Annotated in this window: 14 protein-coding genes; 6 read left to right on the forward strand and 8 right to left on the reverse strand. The window is 61.0% G+C overall.

Annotated elements, in window-relative coordinates:
* Nucleotides 1–107: 107 nt before the first annotated feature.
* The 3 genes from sixA to AC1UK9_RS20620 are packed head-to-tail and all read right to left on the reverse strand — an operon-like array spanning nucleotide 108 to nucleotide 1948.
* Nucleotides 108–560, reverse strand: a complete 453-nt coding sequence (gene sixA, locus AC1UK9_RS20610; protein ID WP_025112969.1) for a phosphohistidine phosphatase SixA — start codon at nucleotides 558–560, stop codon at nucleotides 108–110.
* Complete coding sequence (locus tag AC1UK9_RS20615) at nucleotides 557–904, reverse strand: DUF4389 domain-containing protein (RefSeq protein WP_025112968.1); 348 nt, start codon at nucleotides 902–904, stop codon at nucleotides 557–559. The genes sixA and AC1UK9_RS20615 overlap by 4 nt, the downstream gene beginning before the upstream one ends.
* 18 nt (nucleotides 905–922) lie before the next feature.
* Nucleotides 923–1948, reverse strand: a complete 1026-nt coding sequence (locus AC1UK9_RS20620; RefSeq protein ID WP_007968955.1) for an NAD(P)H-dependent glycerol-3-phosphate dehydrogenase — start codon at nucleotides 1946–1948, stop codon at nucleotides 923–925.
* A gap of 196 nt (nucleotides 1949–2144) precedes the next feature.
* Between AC1UK9_RS20620 and AC1UK9_RS20625 the strand changes: the two genes are divergently transcribed.
* The 6 genes from AC1UK9_RS20625 (at nucleotide 2145) to AC1UK9_RS20650 (ending at nucleotide 9679) form a co-directional block, all read left to right on the forward strand.
* A complete protein-coding gene (locus AC1UK9_RS20625; RefSeq protein WP_482578392.1) occupies nucleotides 2145–4268 on the forward strand; it encodes a TonB-dependent receptor plug domain-containing protein in 2124 nt (707 codons plus the stop codon).
* A gap of 1 nt (nucleotide 4269) precedes the next feature.
* Nucleotides 4270–5202 carry an ABC transporter substrate-binding protein gene (locus AC1UK9_RS20630; protein WP_473013275.1) on the forward strand — a complete coding sequence of 311 codons (933 nt, stop codon included), beginning with the start codon at nucleotides 4270–4272 and terminating at the stop codon, nucleotides 5200–5202.
* On the forward strand, nucleotides 5199–7103 hold the full coding sequence (locus tag AC1UK9_RS20635) for an ATP-binding protein (protein ID WP_025112965.1): 1905 nt from the start codon (nucleotides 5199–5201) through the stop codon (nucleotides 7101–7103). Before AC1UK9_RS20630 ends, AC1UK9_RS20635 begins: the two co-directional genes overlap by 4 nt.
* A gap of 247 nt (nucleotides 7104–7350) precedes the next feature.
* The gene (gene fabA / locus AC1UK9_RS20640) at nucleotides 7351–7866 is read left to right on the forward strand and encodes a 3-hydroxyacyl-[acyl-carrier-protein] dehydratase FabA (protein ID WP_003227150.1); all 516 of its coding nucleotides are present in this window, start codon (nucleotides 7351–7353) and stop codon (nucleotides 7864–7866) included.
* An 11-nt stretch (nucleotides 7867–7877) separates the two neighbouring features.
* The gene (gene fabB, locus AC1UK9_RS20645; RefSeq protein ID WP_025112964.1) at nucleotides 7878–9098 is read left to right on the forward strand and encodes a beta-ketoacyl-ACP synthase I; all 1221 of its coding nucleotides are present in this window, start codon (nucleotides 7878–7880) and stop codon (nucleotides 9096–9098) included.
* A gap of 392 nt (nucleotides 9099–9490) precedes the next feature.
* A complete protein-coding gene (locus AC1UK9_RS20650; protein WP_025112963.1) occupies nucleotides 9491–9679 on the forward strand; it encodes a hypothetical protein in 189 nt (62 codons plus the stop codon).
* 70 nt (nucleotides 9680–9749) lie between these two features.
* On the opposite strand, the gene AC1UK9_RS20655 is transcribed toward AC1UK9_RS20650, so the two are convergent.
* The 5 genes from AC1UK9_RS20655 to cysM all read right to left on the reverse strand — a co-directional run bounded on the left by AC1UK9_RS20655 (nucleotide 9750) and on the right by cysM (nucleotide 15908).
* Nucleotides 9750–10292, reverse strand: a complete 543-nt coding sequence (locus AC1UK9_RS20655; RefSeq protein WP_025112962.1) for a DUF2058 domain-containing protein — start codon at nucleotides 10290–10292, stop codon at nucleotides 9750–9752.
* Between the two features lie 24 nt (nucleotides 10293–10316).
* Nucleotides 10317–11150 (reverse strand): nucleoside triphosphate pyrophosphohydrolase, encoded by an 834-nt coding sequence (mazG, locus tag AC1UK9_RS20660; protein ID WP_482580507.1) that lies wholly within the window; start codon nucleotides 11148–11150, stop codon nucleotides 10317–10319.
* Nucleotides 11151–11284: 134 nt separating this feature from the next.
* A complete protein-coding gene (gene relA / locus AC1UK9_RS20665; protein ID WP_025112960.1) occupies nucleotides 11285–13528 on the reverse strand; it encodes a GTP diphosphokinase in 2244 nt (747 codons plus the stop codon).
* A 101-nt stretch (nucleotides 13529–13629) separates the two neighbouring features.
* A complete protein-coding gene (gene rlmD, locus AC1UK9_RS20670) occupies nucleotides 13630–15006 on the reverse strand; it encodes a 23S rRNA (uracil(1939)-C(5))-methyltransferase RlmD (RefSeq protein WP_482578393.1) in 1377 nt (458 codons plus the stop codon).
* The gene (gene cysM / locus AC1UK9_RS20675) at nucleotides 15006–15908 is read right to left on the reverse strand and encodes a cysteine synthase CysM (RefSeq protein WP_482580509.1); all 903 of its coding nucleotides are present in this window, start codon (nucleotides 15906–15908) and stop codon (nucleotides 15006–15008) included. Before cysM ends, rlmD begins: the two co-directional genes overlap by 1 nt.
* Nucleotides 15909–16138 lie beyond the last annotated feature (230 nt).

The following is a 16138-nucleotide window of genomic DNA, read 5'->3' on the forward strand; positions in this document are numbered from 1 at the left end:
GGTCACCTGTGGGAGCGGGCTTGCTCGCGAATGCGGTGTATCAGTGACATTTACAGTGGCTGACACACCGCATTCGCGAGCAAGCCCACTCCCACAAGGGATCAGCGTCAGGGGTGCTTGAGGCTGTTAAGCGTCATCGAGCCGATCAGCAGTTCAGGGCTTTCCAGCTCAGCCAGGCCAGCGGTGCTGACCTTCTCCGGCGGATACCCGGCGCCATGCTGCAGATAGCTGAGCAGATTGCCCACCAGCGGGTTGTGGCTGACCAGCAGCACATTGCTCACCGAGACCAGTTGATCGGTGACCTTGTCCGGGTCGGTCTCCGGCGTCAGCCACTCGACAGTGCGAATCTCCGGCTCGAAACCCAGCGCCTCGCGGACAATCTGCGCGGTCTGCTGCGCACGCAGATAAGGGCTGGCGTAGATCGCGGTCAGCGGCTGGCCGATCAACCGGGCCGCACTGCTCAAGGCTTCCTTGCGACCGTGCTCGGTCAGCTCCCGCTCGGAGTCGGGTCGCGAGCCATAAGGCTCGGCCTCACCGTGACGCAATACCCAGAGTTTCATAGCTTGGGTTCCTCATCTCGGGCCGGATGCGGTGCTGGCGGCACGGCGTGCGGCGCTTCACCTTCCGGGGCGCGCGGGGTTGGCCAGTCGGCGAACGGCCACGGTTTCTGGTCGCTGTGAAAGCTGCCGAAGCGGCCGATCTGCGCCAGAAACTGGCTCAGGCTGTCGCCAAAATTCATCAGGCCGGCGCTCGGCGCGCCATAAATCAAACGATAGATCAGTTGCACCAGCACCACCGCGCCGAGGATGAACTGCGCCACTTGCCAGACCAGCACGTAGACGATCATCCACAGCACCCGCAGGAGGATGGATTCGTACTTGGCTTCGGTTTTCGGATCGTTCATGGCTCGCTTCCTGTTGAATCAGTTGAAACCGCTGGTGGAAATAAAGTCGACATCGGTTTTCGGCTCGGCACGCATCAGTAGACCGATCACCTGTTCCAGCGTGCGTCCTTCAAACAGGATCGCATGCAGCCCGGCGACCAGCGGCATGTACACGCCAACTTCTTGGGACTTGGCCTTGAGCACTTTCAGGGTGTTCACGCCTTCGGCGACTTCGCCCAGGCGCGACACCGCTTCATCAAGGCTCAAGCCCTGACCGAGGGCAAACCCGACCTGATAGTTACGGCTCTTGGGCGACGAGCAGGTGACGATCAAGTCACCGACCCCGGCCAGCCCGAGGAAGGTCATCGGGTTCGCGCCCTGATTCACCGCAAACCGGGTCATCTCGGCCAAGGCGCGAGTGATCAGCATGCTCTTGGTGTTCTCGCCCATCTCCAGCGCTACCGCCATGCCGGCGATGATTGCATAGACGTTTTTCAACGCGCCGCCCAGCTCAACACCGAAGCGGTCGGCACTGGCGTAAACGCGAAAAGTGCGACCATGCAGCGCGGCCTGCACCTGTTTGCACAGTTCTTCGTCTTCACTGGCGACCACGGTGGCGGTCAGCGCGTGCTCGGCGATCTCACGCGCCAGGTTCGGCCCGGACAACACGCCGATACGCGCCTGCGGGGCGATCTCTTCGAGGATCTGGCTCATCAGTTTGAACGTGTGGGCTTCGATGCCCTTGGTCAGGCTGACCAGCATCTTGCCGCTCAAGCGCTCGGCATGGGCGGCCAGCACCGTGCGCAGCGCGCTTGATGGCAGCGCGACGAAGCACAGTTCGCAGGCGTCGAGGGTTGCCTGCAGGTCAGTGACGGCGGTCACTCCCGGCAGAATCTTGATGCCTTTGAGGTAACGCGGGTTTTCGCGATTGACCCGGATGGCCTCGGCCTGCTCGGGGTCACGCATCCACTGCCGGACTTGATGGCCGTTCTCGGCCAAAAGATTGGCCACGGCGGTACCAAAACTTCCGCCTCCCAGGACCGCAATCGGGCGCTGTTCAGTCATATGCAATCCGTTAATCCATACCAGTGGCGATGCCGGCATTATACGGGGCGACCGGGTCGCGGCCAGCCCCTGCGTCAATTACCGGCACTTGTAGGAAGAAGACCAATAAAACCGAGGAAAATGCCCGCATCGTGACTGGAAAACTCGCTGCCCTCGGTTAACATGCGCGCCAATTCATTGTGATCAAGGCTGTGTCGTGTCTTTTGGCTCTCACCCTTCGCGTTCGTCCCTGTTACTGGCGCTGTTGTTCAGCCCGGTATTGCAGGCGGACGACCTGTTTGTCGACAGCGAAACGCTGCCGCAGGTGCTGACGGCCACGCGCCTGAAACAGACGCCAGCGGAAGTGCCGGGGAGCATGACCGTCATCGACAGTGAATTGATCAACGCCAGCGGCGCCCGCGACATCAGCGAACTGCTGCGCCTGGTGCCGGGGATGATGGTCGGCAACATCAGCGGCAATCAGGCGGCGGTCAATTATCACGGGACCAATGCCAGTGAAGCGCGACGCATGCAGGTGTTGATCGATGGCCGCTCGGTGTACCGCGCGGGCCTCGCCACGGTGGACTGGAGCGACATTCCGGTGGCCATGGAAGACATCGAGCGCATCGAGGTTTTCCGTGGGCCGAACACCGTCAGCTATGGCGCCAACGCGCTGATGGCGGTGGTCAACATCATCACCCGCAACCCGGCGGACAGCCACGGCACGCGACTGAAGTACACCCGCGGCCAGCGCGGCATCAACGATTTCTATGCCAGCCAGGGCACCGGCTGGAATGGCGGCGATCTGCGTCTGTCGCTGTCCGGCCAGGAAGACGACGGCTTCGACAGCGACCGCACTGGTGCCGATTATCGTGACAGCCGTCGCTTGAACCGCTTCAGCCTCGCCGTCAGCCATACCCTGAGTGACAACCAGAGCCTCGACTGGCAGGTCAACGCGAAGGATGGCACCAATCAGCGACCTTACACCTACCGCCCGGTGTTCTCGGGGATTACCGCTGCCGGGAACAATTCTGACGTGGTGGCCAAGGATTACGCCGGCTCGGTGCGCTGGAATCTCGACATCAATCCGCAACACAGCCTTTATATACAAGGTTCGGCCCAGCACTGGGATCGCCAGCAAGTGTGGCGCGCCTGCGATGCCGAAGTGTCGTTCAGCCCGCAGCTGACGCAGTTGTGGCAGCTGAACCCGAACTACACCGAACGCCTGGCGCGCAACATCACCCGCTTCACCGGCCCCGGCCCGGAGGCTGGCACCCCACAGGAAATGGCCCTGGCCAATCAAGTGCTGGATCAGTGGCGCAACGGTGCCAGCCAGACCCTGTGCGGCGACATCGACCAAAGCGCCCGGGAGTCGCGCTACGACCTCGAATTGCAGGACACCCTCAGCCTGTCCGACAGTCTGCGACTGGTCAGCGGCATGAACTATCGTTACGACCGGGCCGATTCCGAGACCTACTTCAACGGCACGCTGGACGACACCACTTGGCGAGTGTTCGGCCAACTGGAATGGCGCGCCAGCGAACACTGGCTGTTGCAGGGCGGCGCAATGTTCGAAAACACCCAACTGATCGGCAGTTCGCTGACGCCCCGGTTCGCGGTCAATTACCTGATCAATCCGCGCCATGGCCTGCGCGCGGTGTACTCGGAGGCGATCCGCTCGCCGGACATGTTCGAGAACAACGTCAACTGGAGCTATCAGGTGAGCAACCTGCGGCCCTCGGCCTACGGTCAGTCTTCAGCCCGCTACTTCGTCAAGACACGCGGCCCGGGCGATCTCGATCAGGAGCACATGCGCTCGCGCGAGCTGGGCTACAACGGCTATTTCGCCGAGCTGGGGCTGGCGGTCGATGTGAAGCTGTTCTACGACGAAATCACCGGGATGATCAGCGAGCCGCTGCGCAATAACCAGTACATCGCCAGCAACGCCAACAGCTCACGTTTTCGCGGCACTGAAACCCAGCTCGACTGGCGTCTGAGCATGATCGATCGCCTGCGCTTCACGTACGCTTTCGTCGATGCCGAGGCAAGCAATCCACTGGATCAGCAATTCACCTCACGCAACAGCGGCTCCGCCGGTTGGTTGCGCGATTGGGGGCACGGCTGGAACAGCGCCCTCTTCTATTACGGCGACAACGCGCTCAACGGCTACCGCTTCGAGCGAGTCGACACGCGCATCGCCAAACGCATCGCTTTGGGCAAGGCTCAATTGCAACTGGCCGGCGTCCTGCAACAGCGGCTCGATAACGAGCCGACCACCTTCGTCGACAACAATTACGACGAGCGCCGGGTGATGTATTTCAGCGCCGAGCTGGAGTTCTAAGGTGCGCTACGGCACGGCAAACAAGACGCCAACCCTTGGCCACTGGCTGGCCGGTGCCTGTCTGTTTTTGACCGCGTGGCTGCACGGCGTGGCGGTGCAAGCGGCCGATATTCTGCTGACCGGCGCCGAAGAAAGTCCTGGCGTGCAGGCCTTCGTCCAGGCCTTGAGCGAGCTGCGCCCCACCGATAACGTGCGGTTCCAGCCATTGGCCAGCCTGCCGGCGCCGGGCAAGTTGCCGAACAACCTGCGGATGATTCTGCTCGACCTGCCCAGCCTCGATTGGCGTCTTAAAGAGCCTCAGGGACCGGCGACGCTGGTGTTGCGCATCAGCCGCCTGCAAGCCCGGCAGCGCTTGGGGGGCGCGCAACCGGCGCACTTGAGCCTGCTGTGGAGCGATCCACCGCTGGGCCGGCAACTGCAATTGATCCAGCGGATTCTGCCGCAGGCGCGGCGGGTCGGCGTGCTGTTCGACCAACACAGCGAATTCCTGCTCAAGGAGCTGCGCCAGGCCGCCGTTCCGCTCAATCTGCAGATCGTCAGCCAGCGCTGGGACAACACTCAGGACAGCCGCCCGTTGCAGACAGTGCTGAAAAACAGTGACGTGCTGCTGGGCCTCGACGACCCGGACCTGTACAACCCGAAAACCGCGAAAAACCTGCTGCTCAGCAGCTACTCGCGGCAAATCGCCCTGGTCGGGCCAAACGCGGCGTTTGTCCGTGCCGGCAGCCTGGCCAGCACGTACAGCGATCAGCCCGATTGGCTGGCGATCCTCGACGAGTTGCTCGACCGCCCTCCGGCCACGTGGCCGCGAACCCTGTATCCGCAACGTTTTAAAGTTTCAAGTAATGCGCAGGTCGCTCGTTCCCTGGGTATCGAGCCAATCGATGAAGCGTCTGTTGCCCGCCAGTTGGCTGAAGGAGAAAGCCACCCATGAATCTGCGTCGCCGCTGGGACATCAACACCCGCACGCAACTGATCAGCCTGGGCCCTGCGCTGCTGCTCACGCTGTTGCTGATCAGTTTCTTTACCTTCGTGCGCATCCAGGATTTGCGTCAGGAGCTCAATCACACCGGGCAACTGATCGCCAATCAACTGGCCCCCGCCACCGAGTACGGGGTGATTTCCGGCAACAACGAAGTGCTGGAAAGCCTGCTCAAAGCGACACTGGCTACACCGAACGTTCGCTTCATCGAGGTGCAGGACAGCGCCAACCGGATTCTGGCCTACGTTGAACAAGCCTCTGACACACACAACCGACCGCATCAGGTCGAAGTGTTCCAGGCACCGGTGCGTCTGCAACGGATCGCCTTGAACAGCGATTTTTTCCACGACGCCAAAGCCAGCATCAACGTGACCAGCGAGGATTATCTGGGCCGGGTGATCGTCGGCCTGTCCAACGATGCCTTCAGTCAGCGCCAACAGGAAATCCTGCTCAAGGCAGGGATACTGGCGTTGTTCGCCCTGCTCTTCACTTTTGTTCTGGCGCGGCGTCTGGCCGGCAGCCTGTCGGCGCCGATTCGCGATATCGGCAACGCGGTCAAGGCGATTCAACAGGGTGACTACAAAACCCCGCTGCCGATTGTCGATGACACCGAACTAGGCGCCCTGTCGCAGCACATCAACAACCTCGCCCAGGCACTGGAGCAGGCCAGCCGCGAACAGCATCAGGCGATGGCGCAACTGATCCAGACCCGCGAAGAAGCGGAAAAAGCCAACAACGCCAAATCCGATTTCCTGGCGATGATGAGCCACGAACTGCGCACGCCCATGAACGGGGTGCTGGGCATGTTGCAGTTGCTGGAAACCACGGACATGACCGAGGAGCAGATCGAGTATGCAGCGCTCGCTTCGGAGTCCACCGAGCATCTGCTGAAAGTCATCAACGACATTCTCGACTTCTCGCGGATCGAACGCTCGGAGCTGGAGCTTGAGCACATCCCGTTCAACCTCGCCGACCTGATCGGCGCTTGCGCCCAGTCGTTCCAGCACAGCGCAGCCCAGCGGGGCCTGGACCTGAACCTGCGGATTCCCGAGGACATGCGCGACTTGCAGGTGCAGGGTGACCCGACGCGGATCCGGCAGATTCTGGTCAATCTGGTGGGCAACGCCTTGAAGTTCACCGAGCGCGGCCGGGTCAGCATCGAAGCGCAGTGGCAGTCGCTGGATCACGAACTGCTGTGGTTCACCTGTTCGGTGCGCGACAGCGGCATCGGGATCTCCTCGCAAAGCCTGGAGTTGATGTTCGACGCGTTCCAGCAAGCCGACAGTTCGATTTCGCGGCGTTATGGCGGTACCGGACTCGGCTTGCCGATCGCCCGTACCCTGGCCGAACGCATGGGTGGGACGTTGCGTGCGCAAAGTGAAGAAGGCCGGGGCTCGGTGTTCACCCTGGAAATCCCGCTGGCCTTATATAAGCAGACGTTGCCGCAACTGGCGGCACCGCGTGCGGCCAATGGCAACGGGCACGGTGAGGGGCGCAATGTGTTGCTGGTGGAGGACAATCCGGTCAACCAGACCGTCATCGAGGCAATGTTGCGCAGCCTGGGCTTTACTGTGAGCGTCGCCACCGACGGCGCGCAGGCGGTACGCAGCGCCGAAGGCAATGATTTTGAAGTGATTCTGATGGATTGCCGTCTGCCGATCATCGACGGGTATGAGGCTACCCGGCAGATCCGTCTGCTGCCCGGACGCAGTGACGTGCCAATCATCGCGCTGACCGCCAACGCGTTGCAGGGGGACCGCGAAACCTGCCTGTCGGCGGGCATGAACGATTATCTGGCGAAGCCGTTCAAACGCAATGACCTACAACAGATTCTGCAGCGCTGGGTGCAGTAGTGACGGTTTTTCGACCATCTGCGACTGGCGTGAAAAGCGAAAGTGCGGCAGTCTTAGGCACCCGAACGAGCCTCAAAAGGGGCTTGAATAAAAATTTCAGTGCACAAGTGTACATTCATGTCCTTGGTGCTGTGACTTTCACCACAACGCAATAGTCTATGAGTAGGCTGCCGGTACGAGGCATGAACGCGTCGATCGGCCGGGAAGATTTGCCCCACCTGCCGCATGGGATTATTGAGGAGCTCGCATGACCAAACAAAACGCCTTTACTCGGGAAGATCTGCTGCGCTGCAGTCGCGGTGAGCTGTTCGGCCCGGGTAACGCGCAACTGCCCGCCCCGAACATGCTGATGGTGGATCGCATCACCCTGATCAGCGAAGAAGGCGGCAAGTACGGCAAAGGTGAATTGGTCGCCGAGCTGGATATCAACCCTGACCTGTGGTTCTTCGCGTGCCACTTCGAAGGCGATCCGGTGATGCCGGGCTGCCTGGGTCTGGACGCCATGTGGCAACTGGTCGGCTTCTTCCTGGGCTGGCAAGGCCTGCCGGGCCGCGGCCGTGCGCTGGGTTCGGGCGAAGTGAAATTCTTCGGCCAGGTGCTGCCGACCGCCAAGAAAGTCACCTACAACATTCATATCAAACGCGTCCTCAAGGGCAAGCTGAACCTGGCCATCGCCGATGGTTCGGTGACTGTCGACGGTCGCGAAATCTACACCGCCGAAGGCCTTCGCGTCGGCGTGTTCACCTCCACTGACAACTTCTAAGGGTTATTCGCATGCGCCGCGTCGTTATCACTGGTCTGGGCATTGTTTCGTGCCTGGGCAATGACAAAGAGACCGTCTCCGCTAACCTGCGTGCAAGCCGCCCTGGCATCCGGTTCAACCCGGAATATGCTGAAATGGGTCTGCGTAGCCAGGTTTCCGGCTCCATCGACCTCAACCTTGAAGAACTGATCGATCGCAAGATCTATCGTTTCGTCGGCCACGCAGCGGCTTATGCCTACCTGGCCATGAAAGACGCCATCGCTGACTCCGGCCTGACCGAAGAGCAAGTGTCCAACCCGCGTACCGGCCTGATCGCCGGCTCCGGCGGCGCGTCGACCCTGAACCAGATGGAAGCGCTGGACATCCTGCGCGAAAAAGGCGTGAAACGCGTTGGTCCATACCGTGTAACGCGGACCATGAGCAGCACCGTTTCCGCGTGCCTGGCCACACCGTTCAAGATCAAGGGCCTGAACTACTCCATCGCATCTGCCTGCGCCACCAGTGCTCACTGCATCGGTACCGCCATGGAACAGATCCAGATGGGCAAGCAGGACATCGTCTTCGCCGGTGGCGGTGAAGAAGAGCACTGGAGCCAGTCGTTCCTGTTCGACGCCATGGGCGCCCTGTCCAGCAAGCGCAACGACACCCCGCAACAGGCATCCCGTGCCTACGACGCCGACCGTGACGGTTTCGTCATCGCTGGCGGTGGCGGTATGGTCGTGGTTGAAGAGCTGGAACACGCTCTGGCCCGTGGCGCCAAGATCTACGCTGAAATCGTTGGCTACGGTGCAACGTCCGACGGCTACGACATGGTTGCCCCAAGTGGCGAAGGCGCGATCCGCTGCATGCAGATGGCAATGTCCACCGTCGACACCCCGATCGACTACCTGAACACCCACGGCACCTCGACTCCGGTCGGTGACGTCGCGGAAATGAAAGGTGTGCGTGAAGTGTTCGGCGACAAGGCTCCAGCGATCAGCTCGACCAAGAGCCTGTCCGGTCACTCCCTGGGCGCCGCCGGCGTTCACGAAGCGATCTACTGCATGCTGATGATGGAAGGCAACTTCATTGCCGGTTCCGCCAACATCGACGAGCTGGACCCTGAAGTGGCCGATCTGCCGGTGCTGACCAAGACCCGCGAAAACGCCACCATCAACACCGTGATGAGCAACAGCTTCGGCTTCGGCGGCACCAACGCCACGCTGGTACTGAAGCGCTGGGAAGGCAAGTAATTCCTCCCGCTTGAGCCACACATGAAAACGCCCCGACTGGTTCGGGGCGTTTTTTTTGGTCTGCAGAAAGTAGCAGCCACACAGCAATACCCTGTGGGAGCGGGCTTGCTCGCGAATGCGTTTTTTCAGTAAACATCTTCACTCCTGATCCGCCGCATTCGCGAGCAAGCCCGCTCCCGCAGGGGATTTTTAGTGCGTCTGGAGATGAAACTTCTGTCATGAAACCTTGCGCCATGCGACCGAATGTCGCGGATTTAGCGGGCTGTAGCACTGTTGCGGTTTTCGCAAGAATACATTGCACAAATCAGCCGTTTACTTAGCAAGCTAACAAATCATATAAAAGAGTCCTGCACACGCCTTGATGCAGATAACTTGAGATTTGGAGCTAGCAGATGACTGTAAAAGTAACTGAACGCGACGATTCACACATGTCCCATGAAGGCGTAGCCGCCGGCGTACGAATCTGGGATGTGCATCAACAAGACTTGCTGGTCGGCATGTTCCACAACGAGATCGATGCCCACAACTACAAGGCCGAACTGGAAGTGCTGGAGCAACAACGCGAAGCCCGCTCCTCCTGAATCAACCACAGCATTGAAAACGACAAACCCCGCCATGAGCGGGGTTTGTCGTTGTTACAGCTTTATCGATTTACCACATCAGGTCATCAGGGATCTGATAGGCCGCGTACGGATCATCCTCGGCATTGACCTCTTCGGTCTGCACGTTGAGCTGGACGATGCGCTGCGGGTCGCGCTCCTGGATCTTCAGGGCCGCTTCACGGGGGATCACTTCGTAGCCACCGGCATGGTGCACGATTGCCAGCGAGCCGCTGCTGAGCTTGTTGCGCATCAGCGTATTGACCGAGATGCGCTTGACCTTCTTGTCATCGACAAAGTTGTAGTAGTCCTCGGTGGTCAGCTTCGGCAGACGCGAGACTTCGATCAACTGCTTGACCTGCGCGGCACGGGCCTTGGCCTCGGCTTTCTCTTGCTGCTGACGGTTCAGCTCCTGGTCGCGCTTGACCTTCTCGGCCATGGCTTCCTGGGCGGCGCGTTGCTGCGAATCATCCAGCTCGGCCTGCCCCTTGTGGGCCAGACGCTGTTGCTTCTGTTTGTCTTTGCTGACCTGCTTGGCCTGCTTTTGGTTGACCAGGCCTGCTTTGAGCAACTGGTCGCGAAGGGAAATACTCATGGGCTTACTCACTTGGGCAGTTGCTCAGCCGCAGCTGGGCGCATTCTTTTCCTGACGTTTGGCTTCACCCCACAGGGCGTCCAACTCTTCGAGGGTGCAATCTTCCATGGGACGATGGGTGTCGCGCAATGCCTGTTCGATAAATCGGAAACGTCTTTCGAACTTGCCGTTGGCGCCCCGCAGCGCGGTTTCCGGATCGACCTTCAGATGCCGGGCCAGGTTGACCACGGAAAACAGCAGGTCACCGATCTCGTCAGCCACGGCGACGGGATCGTTTTCGGACATGGCTTCGAGGACCTCATCGAGTTCTTCACGCACCTTGTCCAGCACCGGCAGCGCATCCGGCCAATCGAAACCGACCTGTCCGGCGCGTTTTTGCAACTTGGCCGAACGGGACAGCGCCGGCAACGTTGCAGGCACGTCATCAAGCAGTGACAGTTGCTCGGGCGCGGCGGATTTCTCGGCGCGCTCTTCGGCCTTGATCTCTTCCCAACGCTGCTTGACCTGCGCCTCGCTCAGACGCGGCACGTCCAGCGGCGCATACAGATCGCCGGTCGGGAATACATGCGGATGACGACGGATCAGCTTGCGGGTGATGCTGTCGACCACCCCGGCAAATTCGAAGCGCCCTTCTTCCCGGGCCAACTGACTGTAATAGACGACCTGAAACAGCAGATCGCCCAACTCGCCCTGCAAATGATCGAAGTCGCCACGCTCGATGGCATCGGCCACTTCGTAGGCTTCTTCAAGGGTGTGCGGGACGATGGTCGCGTAGGTCTGCTTGATGTCCCACGGGCAACCGAACTGCGGGTCGCGCAGACGGTTCATCAGGTGGAGCAGGTCTTCAAGGCTATAGATCATTTTTCTGTCTCACCACAAAACCATTGTGGGAGCGAACCTGCTCGCGAAAGCGCTGTGCCTGCAACAATGATGTCGACTGACACACCCTCTTCGCGAGCAAGCCCGCTCCCACAGTTGATCAGCGCCGGTCTTCAAGGGGTACGGTTACGCCGCGTCTCGATGATGTTCGGCAACTGCGAAATCCGCCCCAGCAAGCGTCCCAGCGCATCCAGTCCGGGAATCTCGATGGTCAGGGACATCAGCGCCGTGTTGTCTTCCTTGTTCGAGCGGGTGTTGACCGCCAGCACGTTGATGCGCTCGTTGAGCAGCACCTGCGAGACGTCACGCAGCAGACCGGAACGGTCGTAAGCACGGATGACGATGTCCACCGGATAGGTGAGCACCGGCACCGGGCCCCAGCTGACCTGAATGATCCGCTCCGGCTCACGCCCGGCCAGTTGCAGCACCGAGGCGCAGTCCTGACGGTGAATGCTCACACCACGGCCCTGGGTGATGTAGCCGACGATCGCGTCGCCCGGTAGCGGCTGGCAGCAGCCGGCCATCTGCGTCATCAGGTTGCCGACGCCCTGGATCTGAATGTCGCCGCGCTTGCCCGGTTTGTAGCCGGTGGCTTTGCGCGGAATCAGCTCCAGCTGTTCGTTGCCGCGCTCCGGCTCGACCAGTTGCTGCGCCAGATTGACCAGTTGCGCCAGGCGCAAGTCGCCAGCGCCGAGGGCGGCGAACATGTCTTCGGCGGTTTTCATGTTGGCCTTGTCGGCCAGCTTGTCGAAATCCACCGCCGGCAGGCCGAGACGCGTCAGTTCGCGTTCGATCAGGGTTTTACCGGCCGCAACGTTCTGATCGCGAGCCTGCAACTTGAACCAGTGAACGATCTTCGCCCGCGCCCGCGAGGTGGTGACGTACCCGAGGTTGGAGTTCAGCCAGTCGCGGCTCGGCGTACCGTGCTTGCTGGTGATGATCTCGACCTGCTCACCGGTCTGCAGGCTGTAGTTGAGCGGCACGATGCGCCCGTTGATCTTCGCACCACGGCAGTTGTGGCCGATTTCGGTGTGCACACGGTAGGCGAAGTCCAGCGGCGTCGCGCCCTTCGGCAAATCGATGGCGTGACCGTCGGGGGTGAAGATGTAGACCCGATCCGGTTCGATGTCGACCCGCAGCTGTTCGGCCAGACCACCGATGTCGCCCAGTTCTTCGTGCCACTCGAGGACCTGACGCAGCCAGGAGATTTTCTCTTCGTAGTGGTTGGAGCCGGATTTGACGTCGGTGCCCTTGTAGCGCCAGTGCGCGCACACACCAAGTTCGGCCTCTTCGTGCATCGAGTGCGTACGGATCTGCACTTCAAGCACTTTGCCCTCAGGGCCGATCACTGCGGTGTGCAGCGAGCGGTAGCCGTTCTCTTTCGGGTTGGCGATGTAGTCGTCGAACTCTTTCGGGATGTGCCGCCACAGGGTGTGGACGATACCGAGCGCGGTGTAGCAGTCGCGCATTTCCGGCACCAGCACGCGCACTGCACGCACGTCGTAGATCTGGCTGAACTCCAGACCCTTGCGCTGCATTTTGCGCCAGATCGAATAGATATGTTTGGCCCGGCCGCTGATGTCGGCGTCGACGCCGGTGGCCTGCAATTCGTCCTTGAGCTGGGTCATCACGTCGGCGATGAAACGCTCACGATCCAGCCGCCGCTCGTGGAGCAACTTGGCGATCTGTTTGTATTGATCCGGTTCCAAGTAGCGGAAGGACAAGTCCTCCAATTCCCATTTGATATGACCGATGCCGAGGCGGTGCGCGAGCGGCGCATAGATGTCGAAGACTTCCCGGGCGACCCGGTTGCGTTTTTCGTCGTCGGCGGTTTTCACCGCGCGGATCGCACAAGTGCGCTCGGCGAGCTTGATCAGTGCGACGCGCACGTCGTCGACCATTGCCACCAGCATCTTGCGCAGGTTTTCCACCTGGCCCTGAGTGCCCATCACCATCGACTGGCGCGGGCTGAGGCTGGCACTGATCGCCGCCATGCGCTGCACGCCGTCGATCAGCTTGGCCACCACCGGGCCGAAGCGCTGGCTGACCGCCGCAAGTTCGATCTGGCCTTCACGGACGCCACGGTACAGCACCGCCGCAACCAGCGAGTCCTGATCGAGCTTGAGGTCGGCGAGAATCTCGGCGATCTCAAGACCGGTGCTGAAACTGCCGCTGCCCTCGGCCCACAGATTCTTTGCGGCGTTGGACTGCTGCTCGGCCTCGCGAGCGAACTCGCAGGCCTCTTTCAAGGCTTCGCGATCCAGTGCCATGTCGACACTGACCGCGTGATCGAGCCAAGCCTCGAGATTGATACTGCCGTCGGTGTTGATCGGCTGGTGTGCTCTCACCTGTACCATCTTGCTTTACCTTCCCTACGACGCAGATTCAATGCGTCAAATCGCTGATCCTCATTGTCCGTTTGCGCTCGCGGGGCCAAAGCGAGCGCTGCGCGGACAGATCAGACAGATTCAGACGAGCCATCCTGGCTCGCTTCAAATAACGCCATGGCCTCGACATGCGCCGTCTGAGGAAACATATCGAGAATCCCGGCACGTTTTAACCGGTAGCCCTGCTTGATCAATTCGACCGTATCGCGCGCCAGAGTTGCAGGGTTGCACGACACATACACCAACCGCTCGGCACCCAGGGTCGCGAGCTTGCGCACCACCTCGAAAGCACCGTCACGCGGTGGGTCCAAGAGTACCGCAGAAAAGCCGTTTCCGATCCACTGGGCATCGGTCAAAGGCTGGGATAAATCGGCTTGAAAAAACTTTGTGTTATGCAAATTGTTGCTAGCGGCGTTCGCGGCGGCGCGGTCGACCATGGTCTGCACGCCTTCCACCGCCACCACTTCGCGCACGCTTTTGGCCAGCGGCAAGGCGAAATTGCCCAGACCGCAGAACAGGTCCAGCACGCGCTCGTCGCCGCGTGGTTTCAGCCAGTCCAGCGCCTGCGCCACCATCGCCTCGTTGACTCCGGCGTTGACCTGGATGAAGTCTCCCGGCCGCCAGGCCAGGTCCAGATCCCACTGTTCCAGACGATAGCCCAGCGACTGGGTAGCATCGACCGGTTGCGGCTCGCCCTCACCATGCAGCCACAACTGCGCTTCATGGAACTGGCAGAATTCCTTGAGAATCGTCAGGTCCGCTTCGGACAACGGAGCCATGTGCCGCAGCAGCACGGCCAGCGATGAACCGCTGAACAACTCGACATGCCCCAATGCTTGCGGCTTGCTCAAACGACGGAGCATCTGTGGCAAACGGGTCATGATCGGTTGCAAGGGCTGTACCAGCACCGGGCACTCGCTGATCGCGACGATGTCCTGGCTGCCGGCGGCGCGAAAACCGACTTCGAGTTGCTTCGCCTTCATGTCCCAACGCACGGCGATCCGCGCGCGACGACGATAGCCGAACTCCGGGCCACTCAATGGCGCGGCCCATTCATCAGGCGCGACGCCGGCGACCTTCGACAACTGCTCGGCGAGCATGCGCTGTTTCAGGGCAAGCTGTTCGTCGTGGGGCAAGTGTTGAACACTGCAACCGCCGCAGCGGCCGGCGTGCTGACAAGCGGCCGGACGGCGCAATTCGCTGGCCTTGAACACGCGTTCGGTACGCGCTTCGACCACTTTGCCGTGGGCGCCAAGCACCCGCGCTTCGACTTCTTCACCCGCCAGGGCGCCAAGAACGAACCAGGTGCGGCCTTCGAAAAACGCGATACCGCGACCGTCATTGGCCAGGCGCTCGATAGTCAAGCGCTGTTTTTTGCCGGTCGGAATTTGCGGGGCCTTGCTGCCACCGGTGGGCTGAAAGCGCAGGCCTCTCTCGTGCTTGGCCATCAGTTGGGCGCGTCGAAAATGCCGGTCGACAGGTAACGGTCGCCACGGTCACAGATGATCGCGACGATCACCGCGTTTTCAACTTCTTGGGACAGGCGCAGCATCGCTGCCACCGCACCGCCCGAGGACACACCACAGAAGATGCCTTCTTCGCGGGCCAGACGGCGGGTGACGTCCTCGGCTTCGCTTTGCGCCATGTCGACGATGCGGTCGACACGATCAGCCTGGTAGATCTTCGGCAGGTATTCCTGCGGCCAGCGACGGATGCCGGGAATGGCCGAGCCTTCCATCGGTTGCAGACCCACGATCTGCACGCTGTCGCTCTGCTCTTTGAGGTAGCGCGAGACGCCCATGATGGTCCCGGTGGTGCCCATCGAACTGACGAAATGGGTAATGGTGCCCTGAGTCTGGCGCCAGATTTCCGGGCCGGTGGTGGTGTAGTGGGCTTCAGGATTATCGCCATTGGCGAACTGGTCCAGCACTTTGCCACGACCCTCGGCTTCCATCCGCTGAGCGAGATCGCGAGCGCCTTCCATGCCCTCTTCCTGGCTGACCAGGATCAGCTCGGCGCCATAGGCGGTCATGGCGGCCTTGCGCTCGGCGCTGGAATTGTCCGGCATGATCAGGATCATTTTGTAACCCTTGATCGCGGCGGCCATGGCCAGTGCAATGCCGGTGTTGCCCGAGGTCGCCTCGATCAGCGTGTCGCCGACGTGGATCTGCCCGCGCAGTTCGGCACGGGTGATCATCGACAGCGCCGGACGGTCCTTGACCGAACCCGCCGGGTTGTTCCCTTCGAGCTTGAGCAATAGGGTGTTGCTGGTGGCACCGGGCAGGCGCTGCAAACGCACCAGCGGAGTGTTGCCGACGCAATCGGCGATGGTTGGGTACTGCAGGGTCATGGCGTATTCGCAATCCAGACGTGCGGGGGCGCCTATCATACCGGCAAACCCGCGCAGGCCATATCACGCAAAGTGCGGTGCTTATGGTTTATGGGAATAAGCAGAGTCCAGCGGTGAATCGAAGGGCCTCTTCGCGAGCAAGCCCGCTCCCACAGGGGGCCGCGGCCTTCACACAATCTGCGGACGACACACATCCACTGTGGGAGCGGGCTTACTCGCGAAGGCGTCCG

The organism is Pseudomonas sp. AK-TSAG1-1, assembly GCF_056821665.1.